Annotated in this window: 22 protein-coding genes; 7 read left to right on the top strand and 15 right to left on the bottom strand. The window is 68.2% G+C overall.

From position 1 onward, the window contains the following. Window positions 1–37 precede the first annotated feature (37 nt). The 4 genes from ACK4S2_RS04735 to ACK4S2_RS04720 all read left to right on the top strand — a co-directional run bounded on the left by ACK4S2_RS04735 (window position 38) and on the right by ACK4S2_RS04720 (window position 2,897). The gene (locus ACK4S2_RS04735) at window positions 38–505 is read left to right on the top strand and encodes an SspB family protein (protein WP_409620828.1); all 468 of its coding nucleotides are present in this window, start codon (window positions 38–40) and stop codon (window positions 503–505) included. Between the two features lie 4 nt (window positions 506–509). Then, the gene (locus ACK4S2_RS04730; protein ID WP_409620827.1) at window positions 510–1,097 is read left to right on the top strand and encodes a class I SAM-dependent methyltransferase; all 588 of its coding nucleotides are present in this window, start codon (window positions 510–512) and stop codon (window positions 1,095–1,097) included. A 51-nt stretch (window positions 1,098–1,148) separates the two neighbouring features. Continuing rightward, window positions 1,149–2,543, top strand: coding sequence for a class II fumarate hydratase (gene fumC, locus ACK4S2_RS04725; protein WP_409620825.1), 1,395 nt, complete (start codon window positions 1,149–1,151; stop codon window positions 2,541–2,543). Window positions 2,544–2,696: 153 nt separating this feature from the next. Further along, entirely contained in the window at window positions 2,697–2,897 is a 201-nt protein-coding gene (locus tag ACK4S2_RS04720) for a DUF4169 family protein (protein ID WP_409620823.1), read from the top strand. Window positions 2,898–2,984: 87 nt separating this feature from the next. On the opposite strand, the gene ACK4S2_RS04715 is transcribed toward ACK4S2_RS04720, so the two are convergent. Next, complete coding sequence (locus ACK4S2_RS04715; RefSeq protein WP_409620821.1) at window positions 2,985–4,007, bottom strand: aspartate-semialdehyde dehydrogenase; 1,023 nt, start codon at window positions 4,005–4,007, stop codon at window positions 2,985–2,987. Between the two features lie 60 nt (window positions 4,008–4,067). Between ACK4S2_RS04715 and ACK4S2_RS04710 the strand changes: the two genes are divergently transcribed. After that, window positions 4,068–4,394 carry a hypothetical protein gene (locus ACK4S2_RS04710; protein WP_409620819.1) on the top strand — a complete coding sequence of 109 codons (327 nt, stop codon included), beginning with the start codon at window positions 4,068–4,070 and terminating at the stop codon, window positions 4,392–4,394. Here ACK4S2_RS04710 and ACK4S2_RS04705 read toward each other — a convergent pair. Next, window positions 4,356–4,682 carry a HesB/IscA family protein gene (locus tag ACK4S2_RS04705; protein ID WP_409620857.1) on the bottom strand — a complete coding sequence of 109 codons (327 nt, stop codon included), beginning with the start codon at window positions 4,680–4,682 and terminating at the stop codon, window positions 4,356–4,358. The two genes, ACK4S2_RS04710 and ACK4S2_RS04705, sit on opposite strands and share 39 nt — an antisense overlap. Before the next feature lie 84 nt (window positions 4,683–4,766). Between ACK4S2_RS04705 and ACK4S2_RS04700 the strand changes: the two genes are divergently transcribed. After that, on the top strand, window positions 4,767–5,954 hold the full coding sequence (locus tag ACK4S2_RS04700) for a deoxyguanosinetriphosphate triphosphohydrolase (RefSeq protein WP_409620817.1): 1,188 nt from the start codon (window positions 4,767–4,769) through the stop codon (window positions 5,952–5,954). Window positions 5,955–5,981: 27 nt separating this feature from the next. Here ACK4S2_RS04700 and phoB read toward each other — a convergent pair whose 3' ends face one another. From phoB to ACK4S2_RS04670, 6 genes are read right to left on the bottom strand one after another with little or no spacing between them, the layout of a single operon-like run. Then, a complete protein-coding gene (gene phoB, locus ACK4S2_RS04695; protein WP_409620815.1) occupies window positions 5,982–6,674 on the bottom strand; it encodes a phosphate regulon transcriptional regulator PhoB in 693 nt (230 codons plus the stop codon). Between the two features lie 13 nt (window positions 6,675–6,687). Next, window positions 6,688–7,404, bottom strand: a complete 717-nt coding sequence (gene phoU / locus ACK4S2_RS04690; RefSeq protein ID WP_409620813.1) for a phosphate signaling complex protein PhoU — start codon at window positions 7,402–7,404, stop codon at window positions 6,688–6,690. An 11-nt stretch (window positions 7,405–7,415) separates the two neighbouring features. Beyond that, on the bottom strand, window positions 7,416–8,213 hold the full coding sequence (pstB, locus tag ACK4S2_RS04685) for a phosphate ABC transporter ATP-binding protein PstB (protein WP_409620811.1): 798 nt from the start codon (window positions 8,211–8,213) through the stop codon (window positions 7,416–7,418). A gap of 11 nt (window positions 8,214–8,224) precedes the next feature. Continuing rightward, on the bottom strand, window positions 8,225–9,523 hold the full coding sequence (gene pstA, locus ACK4S2_RS04680; RefSeq protein WP_409620809.1) for a phosphate ABC transporter permease PstA: 1,299 nt from the start codon (window positions 9,521–9,523) through the stop codon (window positions 8,225–8,227). A 12-nt stretch (window positions 9,524–9,535) separates the two neighbouring features. Continuing rightward, window positions 9,536–10,912, bottom strand: a complete 1,377-nt coding sequence (gene pstC / locus ACK4S2_RS04675; protein WP_409620807.1) for a phosphate ABC transporter permease subunit PstC — start codon at window positions 10,910–10,912, stop codon at window positions 9,536–9,538. Between the two features lie 60 nt (window positions 10,913–10,972). Continuing rightward, entirely contained in the window at window positions 10,973–12,028 is a 1,056-nt protein-coding gene (locus tag ACK4S2_RS04670) for a substrate-binding domain-containing protein (protein ID WP_409620805.1), read from the bottom strand. Window positions 12,029–12,228: 200 nt separating this feature from the next. Here ACK4S2_RS04670 and pheS point away from each other — a divergent pair, with 200 nt between their 5' ends. Then, window positions 12,229–13,299, top strand: a complete 1,071-nt coding sequence (gene pheS, locus ACK4S2_RS04665; protein ID WP_409620803.1) for a phenylalanine--tRNA ligase subunit alpha — start codon at window positions 12,229–12,231, stop codon at window positions 13,297–13,299. A 16-nt stretch (window positions 13,300–13,315) separates the two neighbouring features. Here the strand turns inward: pheS and ACK4S2_RS04660 are convergent, their stop codons facing one another. The 7 genes from ACK4S2_RS04660 to ACK4S2_RS04630 all read right to left on the bottom strand — a co-directional run bounded on the left by ACK4S2_RS04660 (window position 13,316) and on the right by ACK4S2_RS04630 (window position 20,334). Then, entirely contained in the window at window positions 13,316–14,791 is a 1,476-nt protein-coding gene (locus tag ACK4S2_RS04660) for a tripartite tricarboxylate transporter permease (RefSeq protein WP_409620801.1), read from the bottom strand. Between the two features lie 9 nt (window positions 14,792–14,800). Next, complete coding sequence (locus ACK4S2_RS04655) at window positions 14,801–15,340, bottom strand: tripartite tricarboxylate transporter TctB family protein (protein ID WP_409620799.1); 540 nt, start codon at window positions 15,338–15,340, stop codon at window positions 14,801–14,803. A gap of 101 nt (window positions 15,341–15,441) precedes the next feature. After that, on the bottom strand, window positions 15,442–16,371 hold the full coding sequence (locus tag ACK4S2_RS04650) for a tripartite tricarboxylate transporter substrate binding protein (RefSeq protein ID WP_409620797.1): 930 nt from the start codon (window positions 16,369–16,371) through the stop codon (window positions 15,442–15,444). 79 nt (window positions 16,372–16,450) lie between these two features. Then, complete coding sequence (locus ACK4S2_RS04645) at window positions 16,451–16,969, bottom strand: flavin reductase (protein WP_409620795.1); 519 nt, start codon at window positions 16,967–16,969, stop codon at window positions 16,451–16,453. Window positions 16,970–17,054: 85 nt separating this feature from the next. Further along, window positions 17,055–18,395, bottom strand: coding sequence for a glutamine synthetase family protein (locus ACK4S2_RS04640; protein ID WP_409620793.1), 1,341 nt, complete (start codon window positions 18,393–18,395; stop codon window positions 17,055–17,057). Next, window positions 18,392–19,063 carry a TetR/AcrR family transcriptional regulator gene (locus ACK4S2_RS04635; protein WP_409620791.1) on the bottom strand — a complete coding sequence of 224 codons (672 nt, stop codon included), beginning with the start codon at window positions 19,061–19,063 and terminating at the stop codon, window positions 18,392–18,394. Before ACK4S2_RS04635 ends, ACK4S2_RS04640 begins: the two co-directional genes overlap by 4 nt. Continuing rightward, a complete protein-coding gene (locus ACK4S2_RS04630; RefSeq protein ID WP_409620789.1) occupies window positions 19,060–20,334 on the bottom strand; it encodes an alpha/beta fold hydrolase in 1,275 nt (424 codons plus the stop codon). The genes ACK4S2_RS04635 and ACK4S2_RS04630 overlap by 4 nt, the downstream gene beginning before the upstream one ends. Window position 20,335 lies beyond the last annotated feature (1 nt).

Here is a 20,335-nt window from a genome sequence, read left to right as displayed (position 1 = left end):
AATCCCCTATGCTGGCGCCAGAAGCAGGGGGGCTTGCATGGCGCGCGGCATCGACTACGGCAACTTGATGCATCAGGCGATGCGCGGCCTGATCCAGCAGGTGCTGGCCGATGTGGCGGCGCACGGGCTGCCCGGGGCGCACCACTTCTTCATCACCTTCGACACCCGCCACCCCGACGTGCAGATCGCCGACTGGCTGCGCACGCGCTATCCGGCGGAAATGACCATCGTGATCCAGCACTGGTTCGAAAACCTGATGGTCGATGACGAAGGCTTTACCGTCACGCTGAACTTCGGCAACCAGCCCGAACCCTTGCGCATCCCCTTCGATGCGCTGCGCACCTTCGTCGATCCCTCGGTGGAATTCGGCCTGCGCTTCGAACAGCACGAGGAGGACGACGACGACGGCGACGACGGCGACGACGACGGCGGCGGCGACGACGATCCGCCGACCCCGCCGCGCGAGGCCGAGGTGGTCCGTCTCGACCGTTTCCGCAAGACCTGAGCCCGTGCGCGAGGACGCCCGCCTGTTCCTGCGCGAGGCGCTGCGCAACCCGCGCCGCATCTCGGCGCTGGCGCCTTCGTCGCCGTCGCTGGCACGGGCGATGGCGGCGGGGCTTGGGCCCCGGTCGGGCCCGGTGGTGGAATTCGGCCCCGGCACCGGCCGGCTGACCGAGGCGATCCTGGCCACCGGCCTGCCGCCCGCGCGCCTGACCCTGTTCGAGATGAACGAGGAGTTCGTCCGCCACCTGCGCCTGCGCTTTCCGGCGGTGCGCGTGATTCATGCGCCGGCGCAAGAGGCGCCTCGGCTGCTGGCGCCGGTGGCCGAACGGGTGGTTTCGGGCCTGCCGCTGCTGTCGATGCCCCCGGCCTTGCGCGAGGATATCGTGGCAGCGGCCTTTGCCGTGCTGGCGCCCGGCGGCACGATGGTGCAATTCACCTACGGCCCCTCCGACCCGCTGACGCCGGGCCAGCTGGAACGGCTGGGCCTGCGCGTCGACCGCGGCCCGCGCGTCTGGGCCAACCTGCCGCCGGCACGGGTGCTGCGCCTTGGTCGTCTAGGGTGTGTAAATGGTATGCCACGGTATGCCGATTGATTTCCCATGCGCGCTGCCCTATCAGGGCGGCGCAAGCTTCAGGAGGCCCCGATGACCGCGACCCGCACCGAAACCGACAGCTTCGGCCCGCTGGAGGTTCCCGCCGACAAGTACTGGGGCGCCCAGACCCAGCGCAGCATCATCAACTTTCCCATCGGCTGGGAACGCCAGCCGGTGGCGATCATCCGGGCGCTGGGGGTCATCAAGAAGGCCTGCGCGCTGGTGAACATCGCCCAGGGCGATATCGCCCCCGAGCTGGGCAACGCCATCGCCGCCGCCGCGCAAGAGGTGATCGACGGCAAGTTCGACGACAACTTCCCCCTGGTGGTCTGGCAGACCGGCTCGGGCACCCAGTCGAACATGAACGCCAACGAAGTGATCTCGAACCGCGCCATCGAGATGCTGGGCGGCGTGATGGGCTCGAAAAAGCCCGTGCACCCGAACGACCATGTGAACATGGGCCAGTCCAGCAACGACACCTTCCCCACCGCGATGCATGTCGCCATCGGCATGATGGCACGCGACGTGTTGCTGCCGGGGCTGGAAAAGCTGTCCAAGGCGCTGTGGGCGAAATCGGCCGAGTTCAAGGACATCATCAAGATCGGCCGCACCCACACCCAGGATGCCACGCCCCTGACCCTGGGGCAGGAGTTTTCGGGCTATGCCACCCAGGTCGACAAGGGCATCGCCCGGGTCAAGGCCTGCCTGCCCGACATCTACGAACTGGCGCAGGGCGGCACGGCAGTCGGCACCGGGCTGAACACCCGCGTCGGCTGGGATACCCGCGTCGCGGCCGAGATCGCGGCCATCACCGGCCTGCCCTTCGTCACCGCCCCCAACAAGTTCGAGGCGCTGGCCGCGCATGACGCGATGGTGATGTTCTCGGGCGCGCTCAAGACCGTGGCGGCGAGCCTGTTCAAGATCGCCAACGACATGCGGCTGCTGGGCTCGGGCCCGCGGTCGGGCCTGGGCGAGCTGATCCTGCCGGAAAACGAACCGGGCAGCTCGATCATGCCCGGCAAGGTCAACCCGACCCAGGCCGAGGCGCTGACCATGGTCTGCGCCCATGTCATGGGCAACGACGCCGCGGTGGGCTTTGCCGGCAGCCAGGGGCATTTCGAACTCAACGTCTACAACCCGATGATGGCCTATAACGTGCTGCAATCCATGCAGCTTCTGGGCGATGCAGCCGGCAGCTTCACCGACAACATGGTGGTGGGCACCAAGGCCAACACCGCCCGCATCGACAAGCTGATGAAGGAAAGCCTGATGCTGGTCACCGCGCTGGCCCCCACCATCGGCTACGACGCCGCCACCAAGGTGGCCAAGACCGCGCACAGGAACGGCACCACCCTGCGCGAGGAGGCCATCGCCCTGGGCTACGTCGATGGCGAAACCTTCGACCGCGTGGTCCGCCCCGAAGACATGATCGGCCCCAAGGGCTGATCCGCCGAACCGCCCCGGCCCCGTCCCTCGAAGGGACAGGGGCCGGGGCCAGCAATATCAGTCACTTGGCGGCGCATTTTAACGGTGCGTTCACATTTGCCCGCACCGGCGCCCGCGCCCGCTGCGGCCGTGACAGGGCAGGAGGCGGGCCGGATGGCGGAAATCATCAACCTGCGGCAGGCCCGCAAGCAGGCGGCGCGCAAGGCCGCCCGGGCGCAGGCCGATGCCAATGCCGCAAAGTTCGGCCGCAGCAAGGCCGAACGCGCGCTGCAAGAGGCGCAGGCCGAAAAGACCCGGCGCGATCACGAGGCGCATCGCCGCGACCCGGGCCCCCCCGGCGACGACGACGCCTGACCGGCCCGCCCCCTTTCACCTTGTCCAAATATCCCGGGGGGTGCGGGGGGCAGCGCCCCCCGCCTCTGCCCGGTCCGTCGGCCGGGCTCAGCCCTTTTTCAGGCAGCGGTTGCCCAGCACTTCGGCGATCTGCACCGCGTTCAGCGCCGCACCCTTGCGCAGGTTGTCGGACACGCACCACAGGTTCAGGCCGTTCTCGATGGTGCTGTCCTGACGGATGCGGCTGATGTAGGTGGCATATTCGCCGACGCATTCGATGGGGGTGATGTAGCCGCCCGGCTCGCGTTTATCCACCACCAGCACGCCCGGCGCCTCGCGCAGGATGTCGGTGGCTTCTTCCCAGTCGAGGTGATCCTCGAACTCGATGTTGATCGCTTCGGAATGGCCGACGAACACCGGCACGCGCACGCAGGTGGCGGTCACCTTGATGGCGGGGTCGAGGATCTTCTTGGTTTCCGCCACCATCTTCCATTCTTCCTTGGTCTCGCCGGAATCGAGGAAGACGTCGATGTGGGGGATCACGTTGAAGGCGATCTGCTTGGGGTAGACGCTGGGCGCCACTTCCTGACCGGGCACGAAGATGCCCTTGGTCTGGTTCCACAGCTCGTCCATCGCTTCCTTGCCGGTGCCCGACACCGATTGATAGGTGGAAACCACCACCCGCTTGATCCGCGCGCGGTCGTGCAGGGGTTTCAGCGCCACCACCATCTGGGCGGTCGAACAGTTCGGGTTGGCGATGATGTTCCTGTTCTTGTAGCGCACCACCTCGTCGGCGTTCACTTCCGGCACGATCAGCGGGATGTCCGGGTCATAGCGGTAGAGCGAGGAATTGTCGATCACGACGCAGCCTTGCGACGCGGCGCGGGGGGCATAGACCTTGGTCGCGTCCGAGCCTATGGCGAACAGCGCGATGTCCCAGCCGGTGAAGTCGAAGGTATCCAGATCCTGCGTCTTCAGCGTGCGGTCGCCGAAGCTCACCTCGGTGCCCAGCGACTTGCGGCTGGCCAGGGCGGCGATTTCGTCCACCGGGAATTCGCGTTCCGCGAGGATGTTCAGCATTTCCTTGCCGACGTTGCCCGTGGCCCCGACGACGACAACCCTGTAGCCCATTGCGGCCTCCATACCCGATCCGCCTGCGCCCTTACAGCAAAGCGGCGCGCGGCGAAAGGGGTGCGGCGAACCGCACTTGCCGCGCGCCCGCGTCCGGGCCTCGACTGTGCGGCGGGCGGGCAGGGGCTGGTGGCCTGGGTCAACCTGTTTCGCACCGACGGTTTCATCGGCACGCATCTGGACGCCCCGCGCAACCGTGCCCTGGGCGGGCCCGATGGCGCCTGGCCGCGGGATGTGCCGCTGGGCCGCGGCGGGCGTGCGAATGACCGGGTGGACGGCCGTATCCCTTGCCCGCTGGCGCTGGCGGTTTCGGGGCGCAGCGACGGCCCGGGGCCGGTCACGGCCCGGTCAGATCGAAAAGCTGGTGCCGCAGCCGCAGGAGCTTGAGGCATTGGGATTGTCGATCACGAAGCGCGCGCCGATGAGTTCTTCGGAAAAGTCGATCCGCGCCCCGGCCAGAAACGGCAGCGACACCGGATCGACCAGCACGCGCAGGCCGTCCTTTTCCAGCACCAGATCGTCGGGGGCCGGATCGTCGAGCCTGATGTCGTAGTGAAAGCCCGAACAGCCCCCGCCTTCGACCGCGACGCGCAGCGGGCGCGCCTCGCCCGTGGCCTCGGCGATTTCGGCAAGGCGGGCATAGGCGCGGTCGGTCACGGTGGGGGGCAGGGTCAGTGTCATCGGCGGGGCATCCACGCTGGCAATGCGGTTACCAAAAGAATATAGGCTTTTCCGACCCCTGCGACAAGGAAGCCGCCGATGTCCGCCCCTTATGCCTGCCAGCCCGAGTTGAGCCGCGGGCGGCGCCACCCCGAAAGCATCAGCACCTTTCGCAGCCCCTTCCAGCGCGACCGCGACCGGATCATCCATTCCAGCGCCTTTCGCCGGCTGAAGCACAAGACCCAGGTCTTCGTGGAACATGAAGGCGACTATTACCGCACCCGGCTGACCCACAGCATCGAGGTGGCGCAGGTGGCGCGCACGCTGGCCGGCGTGCTGGGGCTGAACACCGACCTGGCCGAGGCGGTGGCGCTGGCGCATGACCTGGGCCACACGCCCTTTGGCCATACCGGCGAGGATGCGCTGGGCGCGCTGATGGCGCCCTATGGCGGGTTCGACCACAACGCCCAGGCGCTGCGCATCGTGACCCGGCTGGAACGGCACTATGCCGGCTTCGACGGGTTGAACCTGACCTGGGAATGCCTGGAAGGCATTGCCAAGCACAACGGCCCGGTGATCGGCCCCTTTGCCGACCCCAAGCACGCCCGCGACCCGCTGCCCTATGCGCTGGCCGAAGCGAATGCCGAATGGGACCTGGAACTGCACACCTTTGCCAGCGCCGAGGCGCAGGTGGCCGCGATTGCCGACGACGTGGCCTATTCGCACCACGACCTGCACGACGGGCTGCGCTCGGGGCTGTTCACCGAGGACGACCTGATGCAACTGCCGGTGACCGGCCCCGCCTTCGAGGCGGTGGACCGCGCCTGGCCGGGGCTGGACCGGATGCGCCGCCGGCACGAGGCGCTGCGCCGGGTGTTCGGCGTGATGGTCGAGGATGTGATCGCCGTGGCGCGCAACCGGCTGGAGGCGGCGCGGCCGCGGTCGGTCGAGGAGATCCGCGCGATGGAAGGCACGGTGATCCGGTTTTCCAAGCCGCTGTATCAGGAGCTGAAGGCGATCCGGTCTTTCCTGTTCACGCGGATGTATCGCGCGCCTTCGGTGATGGCGGAACGGGCGCGGGTATCGGCGGTGATTGCCGACCTGTTCCCGCTGTTCATGGCGCGGCCCGAACTGTTGCCGCAGGAATGGCAGCAGGACGTCGCCGCCGCCAGCGGCGAAACCGCGCTGGCGCGGATCGTGGCGGATTACGTGGCGGGCATGACCGACCGCTTTGCCTTGCAGGAACATGCGCGGCTTCTGGGGTCGGGGCCGGTGGCGGCGCCCTGAGAGGCCCCCTTGTGGCGGGCGCCCCGGCTAGCCCAGGGCGTAGCCGGCGCCGCGCACGGTGCGGATGGGGTCGGACCCGCCGTGCTTCATCAGGGCCTTGCGCAGGCGGCCGACATGAACGTCCACGGTGCGGGTATCGACATAGATGTCGCGGCCCCACACGCGGTCCAGCAGCTGGTCGCGGCTGAGCACGCGGCCGGGCTTTTCCATGAAGGTGGACAGCAGGCGGAATTCGGTCGGCCCCAGCGACACCGGCTGTTCGCCGCGCCAGACCCGGTGTTCGGCGGCATCGAGCAGGATGTCCTGCCAGATCAGCCGTTCGCCCGCCGCCGCCGGGCGCACGCGGCGCAGCTGGGTGCGCAGGCGGGCCATCAGCTCGGCCACGGAATAGGGTTTGACGACATAATCGTCGGCCCCGGTTTCGAGCCCGCGCACGCGGTCGAGTTCCTCGGAGCGCGCCGACAGCATGACGACAGGGATGCCGCGGGTTTCGGGGCGGGCCTTGATCTGGCGGCAGACCGCGATGCCGGACACATTGGGCAGCATCCAGTCCAGCACGATCAGGTCGGGCGATTCCTCTTGCACCATCAGCAGCGCCTCGTCGCCGCTGACGGCGGTGGAGACGGTAAAGCCTTCGGCCTCGAGGTTGTAGGTCAGGACTTCGCGCTGGGCGCTTTCGTCCTCGACCAGCAGGACGAGGGGGGCGCGTTGCGTCTGCATGGCGGGCCCCCGATCAGTCGTTGACCGAGGCGACAAAGGCGGTGCTGTCGCCCTTGGGCCGCGGGTCGTCGGGCAAATCGCCGGTGACGAGGTAGACCACCTGTTCGGCGATGCCGGTGGCATGGTCGCCCATGCGTTCCATGTTCTTGGCGATGAAATGCAGGTGCATGCAGTTGGTGATGCTGCGCGGGTCTTCCAGCATGTGCGTGAGCAGGATGCGGAACAGGGCGTTGTAGATCTGGTCCACATCCTTGTCGCGGTTGCGCACGTCGGCGGCCAGCGCCACATCGCGGCGGATGTAGGCATCCAGCGCGTCCTTGAGCATCTGTTCCACATGGCGCGCCATGCGCCGCACGGTGCTGGCGGTTTCGCCCACCGGGCCCGACTGCGCCAGCACGGTGGACCGTTTGGCCACGTTCTTGGCATAGTCGCCCATGCGTTCCAGCGCGGCCGCGATCTTCAGCACGGTCAGCGCGGTGCGCAGGTCGCTGGCGATGGGGCCGCGCAGCGCGATCAGGCGGGCGGTTTCCTCGTTCACCTGGGCTTCGAGCAGGTCGATGTCGCGGTCGGCGGCGACGATGCGGCGAGCCAGTTCCTCGTCCCGGTCCTCCAGCGCGCGGGCGCAGTCGAGGGTTGCGGCCTCGACCAGCCCGCCCATCTTCATGATCTGGGCCTGCACCGCCTCGAGGTCGCGGTCGAAGGCAGAGACGATGTGTTGCGATTGGCTCATGGTCGCCTCCGTCAGCCGATGCGGCCGGTGATGTAGGATTCTGTGCGCGGGTCGCGCGGATTGGTGAAGATCTGCCCCGTCTCGCCGTATTCGACCAGGTTGCCGAGGTGGAAGAAGGCGGTGCGCTGGCTGACGCGCGCGGCCTGTTGCATGGAATGCGTGACGATCACCACGGAAAACTGGCTGCGCAGCTCGTCGATCAGTTCCTCGACCTGCGCGGTGGCGATGGGGTCGAGCGCCGAGCAGGGCTCGTCCATCAGGAGCACCTCGGGGCTGGTGGCGATGGCACGGGCGATGCACAGGCGCTGCTGCTGGCCGCCCGACAGGCCGGTGCCGGATTCCTGCAGGCGGTCCTTCACTTCGGACCACAGCGCGGCCTTGCGCAGGCTGCTTTCGACCACGGCGTCGAGTTCGGCCTTGTTGCGCGTCAGCCCGTGGATCTTCGGCCCGTAGGCGACGTTGTCGTAGATCGACTTGGGAAAGGGGTTGGGCTTTTGAAACACCATGCCCACCTTGGCGCGCAGTTGCACCGGGTCCACCCGCCTGTCGTAAATGTCCTGGCCATCGAGCAGGATGGTGCCCGACACGCGGGCCGATGGCACGGTATCGTTCATGCGGTTCAGGCAGCGCAGGAAGGTGGACTTGCCGCAGCCCGACGGGCCGATGAAGGCGGTCACCGTCTTGTCGAGGATATCGACATCGACATCCTTGAGCGCGTGCTTTTCGCCGTAATGCACCTGGACGCCGCGGGCGGTGATCTTGGTCGGGTGGGTTTCCACGGTTCTCTCCACGATGCGCATGTCGTTCATGGTGTATATCCTTACCAGCGGCGCTCGAAACGGTTTCGGAGGTAGATCGCCAGCGCGTTCATCATCACCAGCACGGCCAGCAGGATCAGGATGGCCGCCGAGGTGCGGCTGACGAAGCCGCGTTCGGGGCTGTCGGCCCAGATGAAGATCTGCGTGGGCAGCGTGGTGGCGGCCGAGAAGGCCCCTTCGGGCACCGCGGTGATGAAGGCGTTCATCCCGATCAGCAGCAGCGGCGCGGTTTCGCCGATGGCCTGGGCCATGGCGATGATGGTGCCGGTCAGGATGCCCGGCATCGCCAGCGGCAGCACATGGTGGAACACCACCTGCTGGCGCGAGGCCCCCATGCCGAGCGCTGCCTCGCGGATCGAAGGCGGCACCGCCTTCAGCGCCGCACGGGTGGCGATGATGATGGTGGGCAGGCTCATCAGCGCCAGCGTCAGCCCGCCGACGAAAGGTGCCCCGCGCGGCAGGCCGAACCAGTTGAGGAACACCGCCAGCGCCAGCAGGCCGAACACCACCGAAGGCACCGCGGCCAGGTTGTTGATGTTGACCTCGATGAAGTCGTTCAGCCGGTTCCTGGGCGCGAATTCCTCGAGATAGATCGCGGCGCCGATGCCGATGGGAAAGCAGATGGCAAAGCAGGTCAGCAGCAGCCAGACCGTGCCGGTGATCGCCCCGCGCAGGCCCGCCAGTTCGGGAAAGCGCGAGTCGGCGTTGGTCAGGATGCCCCAGTTGATCGGGCTGGTGATGCGCCCCGCGTCGGCCAGCTGGTCGAACAGGGCAATCTGGCGGTCGTTGACGCGGCGGTTGGCCTCGGGCGTGGCACGGTCGATCAGGCCCTTGTGCAGCTGGTCGAACGGGTCCGACACCGGCACGGTGACGGTCAGGGTGCTGCCCACCAGTTGCGGGTTGGCCACCACACGGTCGCGGATCATGAATTGCGCGCCGTTCGACAGGATGCCCACCGCCTCGCGCAGCGCGGGCCCTTCGAGGCCGGGGAGGGTGGCCGCCACCGCATCCTGCACGATGCCGCGCCAGTTCGACCCGAACAGGTCGCCTTCCTTCAAGCGGTCGGCGGGCAGCGGCACGTCGAGGGTGACGTGGGTCTGCGTTGCGGCCTTGTAGCCCGTGGACACCAGCGAGCCCAGCATCAGCGCCAGAAAGCCGAAGGCGACCAGGATCGAGGCGAGGCCGAGGCTCTTGAGCCAGAATTCGCTGCGGTTGCGCCGGGCCACGCGGGCGGCATAGGCGCGGCTGCGGTAGCCCGAGGCAGTGTCGGCGTCGGGGCGCCCGGAGGTCATGTCGGTCATGGTCGGGTTCCCTCAGTCGTAGAGTTCGCGGTATTTGCGCACGATGCGCAGCGCCAGCACGTTGATGCCCAGCGTGATGACGAACAGCAGCATCCCCAGCGCAAAGGCCGCCAGCGTCTTGGGGTTGTCGAACTCGGTATCGCCGATCAGCAGGGTGACGATCTGCACGGTCACGGTGGTCACGCTGTCGAGCGGGTTGATGGTGAGCCGGGCGATGATGCCGGCAGCCATGACCACGATCATGGTTTCGCCGATGGCGCGGCTGACAGCCAGCAGCACGCCGCCGACGATGCCGGGGATGGCGGCGGGGAACATGACCTTGAGCATGGTTTCCGCCCGCGTCGCCCCCAGCGCCAGCGACCCGTCGCGCAACGACCGCGGCACCGCCGACAGCGCATCGTCGGCAAAGGACGAGATGAAGGGGATCAGCATGATCGCCATGCAGATGCCGGCGGCCAGCGCGGTGTTGGGCGAAACCTCCAGCCCGCTCGCCTGTCCGGCCCCGCGCAGGAAGGGCGCCACGACCAGGATGGCGAAGAAGCCGTAGACGATGGTCGGCACCCCGGCCAGGATTTCCAGCACCGGCTTGGCCAGCTTGCGGAAACGCTGGGTGGCGAATTCGTTGAGGTAGATGGCCGACATCAGCCCGATCGGCACCGCCACCACCAGCGCGATCACCATGATGACGACCGACCCGAGGATCACCGGGATCACGCCGAAGGCCCCGGCACCGGCCACCTGGTCGGCGCGGATGGCGATCTGCGGTTCCCACCGCAGACCGAACAGGAACTCGGTCACCGGCACCTTCTGAAAGAACCGGACGCTTTCGAACATCAGCGACAGCACGATGCCCAGCGTGGTGAAGATGGCCAGCGTCGAGCAGGCGATCATCAGGCCCAGCACGATCGCCTCGACGCTTTGACGCGCGCGGAAATCGGCCGAGACGCGGGCGCGGGCAAAGATCAGCAGGCCGAGGCTGAGCAGCCCCACCGCCACCACCATCGCCGTGCGCGAGGTGGCGTAAAGCGCGGTCCAGCGTTCCGCGGCCTCGATCTTCCACGGCTCGGGCGTGCCGAAAACCTGGCCGCGGGCGATGGACTTGATTTCGGCCAGCACCAGACGATAGGCACTGTCATCATCGGCGGCCACGGCGTCGGCGGGGATGCCGCCCATCACGGCGGCGTCGATCAGGCCCCCTTGCAGCATGAGCCACAGCAGAATCACGACAAACCCCGGCAGCAGCACCAGCAGCGCCGAATAGGCGGCGTGAAACCCGACCAGCGAATGCAGACTGGCGCCTCGGGTGCGTATCGCGGCCGCCGCCTGGCGGTTCAACAGATACCCTGCCACCACCGCGGCGAACAGAACGGAAAAGGCAGCAAGGGTCATAGCAGGGCCCATCGGTAAAAGGGGTGGCCCCGGGCGAGGGTCGCCCAGGGCCGGTCGGCATCACTTCGCGGGGGCCGCCATCGGGGTTGCGCCGGTCACGTCTGCCTGCACCTTGGCCAGATTCTCGGGGCTCAGCACGACGAGGCCGCGCTCGGCGAGGTAGCCGCCCTTGCCCAACGCCGCGTCCGAAGTGTATTCCGCCAGGAACTCGTTCAGGCCCGGGATGACGCCGCGGTGGGCGTTCTTGACGTAGAAGTACAGCGGGCGCGCGATCGGGTATTCGAACGAGGCGATGGTGTCCTTGTTCGCCTCGACGCCGTTGATCTTGACGTCCTTCAGCTTGTCGAGGTTTTCATAGAGGAACGAGAAGCCGAAGATGCCCACGGCGTTCGGGTCGGCAATGAGGCGCTGCACGATCAGGTTGTCGTTTTCGCCGGCCTCGATGAAGGGCCCGTCCTGGCGCATGCGCGAGCAGTCTTCCTTGACGAACTTGCTGTAGGCGTCCTTGTCGCCGGCGGCCTTCAGCGCCTTGGCGTAGTCGGTCGATTCGCAGCCGACGTGCATGGCCAGCTCGACAAAGGCGTCACGAGTGCCCGAGGTGGGCGGCGGGCCGTAGGCGATGATGTCGGTCGCCGGCAGCGCGGCGTCGATGTCGGACCACTTCTTGTAGGGGTTGTCGATCAGGCCGTCGCCGCCCGGCACCTTGGCCGCCAGCGCAAGGTAAACCTGCTGCAGCGTCAGGTCCAGATCGACCGGGTTGGCGCGCGACATGGCGATGGCCAGCCCGTCATAGCCGATCAGCGCTTCGGTGATGTCGGTCACGCCGTTCTTCACGCACAGCTCGTATTCGGACGCCTTCATCGCGCGCGAGGCGCCGGTGACATCGGGGTGACCCGCGCCCACGCCGCCGCAGAACACCTGGAAGCCGCCGCCGGTGCCGGTGGATTCCGTGACCGGCGACTTGCCGCCGTGGTTGGCGAATTCTTCGGCCACGGCCTGGGTGTAGGGGAACACGGTCGACGACCCGACGACTCGGATCTGGTCGCGCGCCATGGCGGCCGAGGCCGAGACGGCGGCGATGGCGATGGCCGAGGCCGAAAGCTTGATGAAGGACATGGAATTGCTCCTTGGTTTCCGGGCCGGGATTCGGCCGCTGGTGCCGGGATACCGCGCGGGCATGACGCTTGTGCTGCAGTTTTGTAACGGTTGTATGACGGTCCGCGCCCGGGCGGCGGAATCCTTTTCGCGCCGCCCCGGTTCTGGACAAAACGGCCCCGCGCGGCTAGCAGAGGGCACCCACCCGCAGGAGGCCCGCCATGACCCAGATCGACAGCTTGCGCGCGAAGTATCTTGGCGCCGTGCTGGAGGCCGCCGACGAGCCCGCGCTGGAGGCCGTGCGGCTGGCCGCACTGGGCAAGAAGGGCGAGGTGGCGCTGATGATGCGCGACCTGGGCGGCATGAGCCCCGAGGAGCGCCAGACCACCGGCAAGGCGCTGAACGCCTTGCGCGACGAGCTGGACGCGGCGTTGCGCGCCCGCAAGGCGGCGCTGGCCGATGCCGCGCTGGACGAACGGTTGCGCGCCGAATGGCTGGACGTGACGCTGCCCGCCCGCCCGCGCCGGGTGGGCACCATCCACCCGGTCAGCCAGGTGATGGAGGAATGCACGGCGATCTTTGCCGACATGGGCTTTCGCGTCGCCGAAGGCCCGCAGGTGGAAACCGACTGGTACAATTTCGACGCGCTGAACATCGCGCCCGAACACCCCGCGCGGCAGGAACATGACACGTTCTTTCTGCACCGCGCGCCCGGCGACGCCCGCCCGCCGCACGTGCTGCGCACCCATACCAGCCCGGTGCAGATTCGCGCCATGCAAGACCAGGGCGCGCCGATCCGCGTCATTGCGCCGGGGCGCGTCTACCGCATGGACATGGACCAGACCCATACGCCCATGTTCCACCAGATCGAGGGGCTGGCGATCGACCGCGACATCAGCATGGCCAACCTGAAATGGGTGCTGGAGGAGTTCTTTTCCGCCTATTTCGGCGCCCGCGTCCGCACGCGGTTCCGCGCCAGCCATTTCCCCTTTACCGAACCTTCGGCCGAGGTGGATATCCAGTGCAGCTGGGTCGGCGGCACGCTGAAGGTCGGCGAAGGCAACGGCTGGCTGGAGGTGCTGGGCTCGGGCATGGTGCACCCGCATGTGCTGCGCGCAGGCGGGATCGACCCCGACCAGTGGCAGGGCTTTGCCTTCGGCATGGGGATCGACCGGATGGCGATGCTGAAATACGGCATCCCCGACCTGCGCGCCTTTTTCGAATCCGATCTGCGCTGGCTGCGCCACTACGGCTTTGGCGCGCTGGAAGCGCCCAGCCTGCACGCCGGCTGAACCGGCAGCGCGGCGCCTAGCGCCGCCGCAACGTCTTGAGCGCCGACCACACCTGCATCAGCACCAGTGCCGCGATCAGACCGGCGAGGATCATGGTGATCGGGCGGTCGATGAAGTCGAGCGGCGAAGATACCCGCATCATCGCGGTGCGCAGCCGGGTTTCCATGATGAAGCCCAGCACCATGCCCATGATGAGCGGCACCGTGGGCAGATCGAGCCGCTTGAGCACGAAGCCGAACACCCCGAAGGCCGCGGCCACGCCGACATCGGCCACCGAGTTGCGCATGGAATAGGCGCCGACGAAGCTGAGCACCAGGATGGCCGCGCCCAGAAAGCGGGTCGGCACCTCGATCGTCTTCATGATCGGGCGGGTCGCGGCCAGCAGGAAGGCCAGCACGATCACATTGAGCAGCCCCAGCGCGATATAGAGCGCCACCACGAAATCCATCCGCGTCTCGAACAGCCCCGGCCCCGGCACGACGTTGTGGACATAGAACACCGACAGCATCATCGCCGTCAGTTCCTCGCCCGGGATGCCAAGCGCGAGCAAGGGCACCATCGCGGCCGCCGGCACCGAGTTGTTGGACGCCTCGGAGGCGATCAGCCCTTCGGGGCTGCCCTTGCCGAACATCTCGGGGGCTTTCGAGGTTTTCTGCGCATAGGTATAGGCCAGAAACTGCGCGGTGAATTCGCCCACCCCGGGCAGGATGCCCATCGCCACGCCGGTGCCGGCCGAAACGGTGGCCACGCGCTTGTAGCGAAAGATCTCGCCCATCGCGCGGAACAGGCCGGTGCCCAGCTTGCCCGCGCGCGGGGTGTGGTTGGGCTCGATCAGCAGCACGAAGGCTTGCGAAATGGCAAACAGCCCCAGCACCACCGCGATCAGGTCGATGCCCGAGGCGAGCCAGGCCTGATCGAAGGTGTAGCGGCGGGTGTAGCGCACGGCCTCGAGCCCCACGGTGGACAGGAAGATGCCGAAGAACGCCAGCGCCCCGGCCGCCAGCATCTGCCCGCGATGCGCGATGACAACCAGCAGGATGCCCAGGACGGCCGCGAGGAAAATCTCGCGCGAACCGAACATCGGCGCGATTTTCGCCAGCACCGGGGCAAGCAGGATCAGGCAGACGACGGAAAAGATGCCGGCAAAGAACGAGGCGGCATAGGCCAGCGCCAGGGCGCGCACGCCTTCGCCATTCTTCGTCATCGGATAGCCGTTATAGGTGGTCAGCGCGTTGACCGGCGTGCCCGGCGTGTTGATGAGAATGGCCGGGATCGCCCCGCCATACATCGAGCTGCCGTAGATGCCCAGCAGCGCGGTCAACCCCACGATGGGGTCGAAGCCGAAGGTGGCCGGCAGCAGGATGGCGATGGCCACCGGCGGGCCCACGCCGGGAATGGCGCCGATGACGACCCCGCCGACCGACCCGATGACCAGCGCCGCCAGCACCTGCCAGGTGGCCAGAATCGACAAGGCGGAAAGCAGGATGTCCATCGGCGTCTTTCAGAAGTTCAGCGACAGGAAGATGCGGGTCCGTTCCGGGAACAGGTCGTAAAGCGCGCCGCCGGGGATTTTCACCGAAAGCCCGGTCTTGAACACCAGCACCATGCCGACGGCAAAGACCGCGGCCCACAGCAGGCTTGCCCGGTCGCGCAGGCCGACGCGCCAGACCAGCCCCACCATCGTCACGAGACTGGCCAGCAGATAGCCGAGCCAGGGCGTGAGAAAGGCATAGGCCAGATACCACAGCACGAATTCGAAGGCGCGCAGCCAGATCAGCATCTCGCGCCATTCGGTATCGGGCTTGCGCGCGCGCAGGCAGGCCAGCACGTGCAGCGCCGAAAAGAAGGCCATGCCGATCAGGCCGATGGCGGGCCAGAGCGCGGGCTGGGCATAGGCCTTGACCCCTTTCGGGAACCACTTCGCCTGGTCGCCCAGAAACCCGATCATCACCAGCGCAAAGACCAGCATTCCCAGAGCAAAGGGCAGTTCGCCCCGCTGGCGCAGCGGGCGGTCGGGCAACGGGCTGGCAGCGGGGCGCATCGGGCGGGTCCGGGGCTGGGGGCGGGCAGGGGTGGGGGGCCGGGGGCGGGGCGGGAGGGGGCGCGCCCCCGCCTGCCCCGCCCCCGGTCACGCCGGAAGGGTCACTCGATCAGCGCCATGATGCGGGCCAGGGTTTCCTTGTCGCGCGCGATCCGTTCGGCCGACCCGGCGGCGTCGAGGAAATAGACCTCGGCCCCGGTATCCCTGGCCAGTTGCTGCGCGCGCTCCGAGGCCATCGCCTTTTTCGTCACCTCGGCCAGCACGTCGCGCACCTCCTGCGGGGTTTCCTTGCGCACGAACAGGCCGTTCCAGCTGGACATGGCGATCTCGGGGGCGAGTTCGCCGATGGTCGGCACTTCGGGCAGCAGCGGGATGCGGTTGTCGGTAAGCGCCACCAGCACCGTCAGGTCGTTCAGGCAGGGCAGCACCAGCTGCACGGTGGTGTTGATGACATCGGCATCGCCCGAGGCCAGGGTGTTGCAATCCAGCGCGTCGAAGGCGGCGTCCGAGCCCCATTCGAAGCCCATCGTCCTGGCCATCGCCATCGTCACCTGGGCCGGCGAGGTGACGATGCCGAAATGCCCGACGGCGACCGGGTTCGATTTCGCATATTCGGTCAGTTCCGCCATCGTCTTGTAGGGCGCATCGCCCTTGGCGGCGAGGATGAAGGGATAGTTCAGGAAGATGCCGACGGGGTCGAACTTTTCGGGCGTCAGCTCGGGGATGCCGATCTCGTGCCCGACCAGCGCCACATCCAGCACGAAGGAGCCGACGGTGTAGCCGTCGGGTTTGGCGTTGGCCACGTCGATGGCGCCGGGGAAGGGGCCGCCGCCGCCGCCGGGGCGGTTGACGACCGCGGCGGCGACCTTGTGATCCTGCTGCATCTGGTCGGCGATCATGCGGGTCAGCACGTCTTCGAGGTCGCCCGGCGGCCAGGGCACAATGAAGCTGACCGGCTGGTTGGGATAATCGGCAAAGGCGGGCAGCGCGAGGGCAGCCAGCGCGGCGGCAAGGGTCAGGCGGGTTTTCATCGGTGTCTCCCTGGAATGGTCCGGGTCTGGCGCCCGGTTCGGCTGGATGGGGTCAGGACATTCTTAACAAGTGCAGGAGTCAAGCGGTTTCGTTGCGCGTGCAACATCCGGCCGCCGGCATGGGCAGATAGCCGCGGTTGGCATAGATCAGCGGCAGGCGCGGGGCGTTGAGCCAGACCTGTTCGGCCTGCCCGATCAGCACATGATGGCTGCCCACCAGGTCCGACCGGGTGATCCGGCAATCCCAGGCGGCCAGCGCATCGGCCAGCACCGGGCTGCCGGTGGGGCCGTCGATCCAGCGGCCCAAGGCAAAGCGGTCGCCCGTGCTGCGGCCGGCAAAGGCGTCCGCGAGCGCCTGCTGTTCGTGGCCGAGCAGGTTGACGCAGAACACCCCGTTTTCCAGGATCGCCGCCGCCGAGCGGCTGGCGCGGTTGAGGCAGACCAGCAGCGAGGGTTTCGCGGTATCGGCCGAAACCGAGGTGACGGCCGAGGCGGTCAGCCCCGCGCGCCCGCCCGGCCCGTCGGTGGTGATGACATGGACCGAGGCGGCGGCGCGGCTCATGGCGTGCAGGAAATCCTGCCGCAGATCCCCGGTCATGGCGTGGCGGCGGGGGCGCTGCCCCCGTCCGGCCGGGGGCCGGACTCCCCCGGGATATTTGGGTCAAGGTGAAACGGCATGGCGGTTACCCCAGATCGAAATAGCGCATCAGCTCGACATCCGGCACCTGGGCGCGGAACTGGTCGAACTGGCTTTCGCGCGCGGCGGCGAAGGTGGTGACGAAGGCGTCGCCCAGCCAGTCGCGCGCGAAGGCGCTGGCGCGGAAGGCGGCGATGGCCTCGGGCATCTGGCGGTGGAAGTCGCGGGCGGGCGGCTGCCCGTAGCCGTTGCCGAGGACCGGGGCCTCGGGTTCGATTTCGTCAAGGATGCCGGCGATTCCGGCCGCCAGCGTGGCGGCGACGGTCAGATAAGGGTTGGTGTCGGACCCGGGCAGGCGGTTTTCCACCCGCAGGCTGCCGGGATCGTGGCCGACCACGCGCAAGGCGGTGGTGCGGTTTTCGTAGCCCCAGGTCAGGCCGGGGGGGGCGAAGGTGCCGGGGGCGAAGCGGCGGTAGGCGTTGACCGTGGGCAGGAACACCAGCGTGAGATCGGCCAGATGCCGTTGCAGCCCGCCGATGAAGTGGCGGAAGGTGCGGCTGATGCCGTGGGGTTCGGCCGCGTCCCAGAAGACCGGGGTGCCGTCGGCATCCTTGAGCGACATGTGCAGGTGAATCGACTGGCTGTCGGCCTGTTCGCTCCAGCGCGGCATGTAGGTGACGGTCTTGCCCTGGCGCAAGGCGAGGGCGCGCAGGAAGGTTTTCAGCAGCACCAGCTGATCGGCGGGCTCGAGCCCTTCGCCGGCGGCGATGCAGGCCTCCATGAAGCCGCCGCCGATTTCCTCGTGCATCTTGGCCAGGTCGATGCGCAGCGGTTCGGCCATGTCGGCCACCGCCTGATACCATTCGGATTGCAGCGCCTGATACAGCACGAGGTCGTGGCTGGGGTGCAGGGTGGCGGTGCGCAGGTTGCGATAGCCCTTGGCGGCCGCGCTTTCGGGGGTTTCGTCGAACAGGGTGTATTCCAGCTCCAGCCCGTATTTCGGGTGGAACCCGGCGCCGGCCGCGCGGGCCAGCACGCGCGACAGGAGCGCGCGCGGGCAGATCTGCGCCGTGGCGCCGCCGTAGTTGGACAGGAACATGAGGTCGTGCCCGGGGCGCGCCCAGGGAATGCGGCGGACCGTGGCGGGGTCGACGATCAGCGGGTCGTCGTGGAAGTCGGCGCTGTCGTCGGTGATGCCCGGCACCGTCAGCACCTTGTCGGTCGGGTCGAGCGCCAGCGTGACCGGCGCCATGCCCATGCCGTGCCGCAGGATGCCGGCCAGCGACCGGCGGCTGACCATCTGGCCGCGCAAGGCGCCGTTGGTATCGACCATCGCCACGGTGGCGAACTTGCAGCCGTTCTGTTCGAGCAATTCGTCGAGGTTCATGGTGTCCCTGTATCCGGCGGGTTGTCGGTCAGCCGCGCAAGCGCCGCCAGATCGGCTTGCGGGTTGGTGGAATAGGCGCGCAGGAAGACGCGCAGCCCGTTTTCCAGATAGCGGCGCACCTGGGCGCGGCCGGGAACCGCATCGGGGCGGTGCAGCGCCTGGGTGCGCGGGGCCGACAGGATCAGCGCCCAGAGGTCTTGCGCCGCAAGCTCGGCATCCTCGAAGGCCAGTCGCCCGGCGCTGCGCTGGCGCTCCAGCCAGGCGATCATCGCGGCCAGCAGCCGGTCGGGACCGGCGGCCTGATAGGCGGCGCCGATATGGGGAAAGCGCGCGGCCTCGCCGATCACCAGCCGGGCAAGGCCCAGAAGGTCGGGGCGCATCACCGTATCGGCATAGGCCCAGGCAAAGCGGTAAAGCTGATCGACCATGTCGCCGCCCTTGCCGAAGGGCTCGGTCATGGCGTCGCGGGCGCTGTCCATCATGGCGGCAAACAGCGCGTCCTTGGAGCCGAAATACTGGTAGAGCGTGGGTTTCGACACGCCGGCGGTTTCGGCGATGGCATCCATCGAGGCGCCGGCATAGCCCGCCCGGGAAAACACCCGGAAGGCCGCGTCGAGGATGCGCCGTTCCCTGGCAGCGCGGTTCAAGGCGCGGGCGCCGGCGGTCATGCCGCCACCCGCTGCACGAAGGGGATCAGGTGGCGGTCGTAGCCGGCGGGGCCTTCGATGTTGCACAGGTGACCGGCGCCGGCGATCACCTCGAACCGCACATCCGGTTCCGGGCTGGCGTCGAGGATGCGCCCGGCCACGGCGCGAATCTCGGCCGGGGGGGCGAGCCGGTCGTGTTCGCCGGTCATCAGCAGGCAAGGCATGGCGATGCGGGAAAAATCGAACCGTTCCAGAGGGTTGGTAAAGCAGCGGATCGCATCGCGGTAGGTTTCGGCCGGAATCGCCGCCATGCTGGCCAGAAGCTCGGCGCGGATGGCGTGGTCGGCGCCGGGTCCGGCCAGGAGGCCCACCACCGCGGGCGCGAAATCGGCCGGGCGCTGGCCGGCATCGAGCGGCACCTCGCGGCTGAGGCGGAAGGCCTCGCGTTCTTCGGGGCCGGCCTCGGACATGCCGGTGCAGCCGCCCGACAGCACCAGGCCCATGAGCCGGCCGGGGTGGCGCATGGCAAAGGACGTGGCGATCCAGGCGCCATAGGACAGACCCGCGAGCACGAAACGGTCGGCCCCGAAGGCTGCGGCGACGCGCAGGATATCGTCGCAGTAGCCATCGACCGTGGAGGGGCCGAAGCCCAGGGTGCTGTCGCCATACCCGCGCAGGTCCAGCGCCACGGCGCGGGCATGGGGCGCCAGCGCCTGCAACTGGCGGTGCCAGTTCCGCCGCCCGCCGCCGATGCCGTGCAGGAAGACGACCAGCGGGCCGCCTTCCCCCGCGACCGACAGGGCCAGCCGCGGCGTGCCCTCCAGCAGGCGGGTTTCGATGGCGGCAGCGGGCGCGGCCGCCGGGGGCGGCACCGGCGGGGCAGGGGGGGCGGCGGCCAAGGCGTCGATCCCGGCGCGGAACACCGCCTCGGTCCCCGCACGGATCGCGGCCAGCCGGTCGGCGCGGGCCGCGATCTCGGCCGTCCAGAGCACGGAGGCGCCGGTTCCGGTGGCCGCAACCGACAGGCGGGCATCGTAGCGGTCGGCGCCTTCGATGCCTTCGAGCATCCGGTAGGCCAGCACCCGGTCGCTTTCGGACCGATAGGTCAGGCGTTCGCGGTAGATCGTGTCCTCGCCCCGCACGGTGAAGCGGCGGGTTTCGTGGACCCCGGGTTCGGCTTCGATCCGGGCGATGGCGGGGTGCCAGGCGCCCAGAAAATCGCCCGCCATGTGCCAGACCGCATCGGCCGATGCCGCCAGTTGCCCGCGCACCTGCACCCGGTCGCGCGGCATC

Origin of the sequence: Gemmobacter sp. (genome assembly GCF_046292685.1) — a bacterium.
In the GTDB taxonomy this organism is placed as follows: Bacteria; Pseudomonadota; Alphaproteobacteria; order Rhodobacterales; family Rhodobacteraceae; genus Wagnerdoeblera.
The sequence above is the reverse complement of the archived record's forward strand: the minus strand, read 5'-3'. Positions and strand labels throughout refer to the sequence as shown.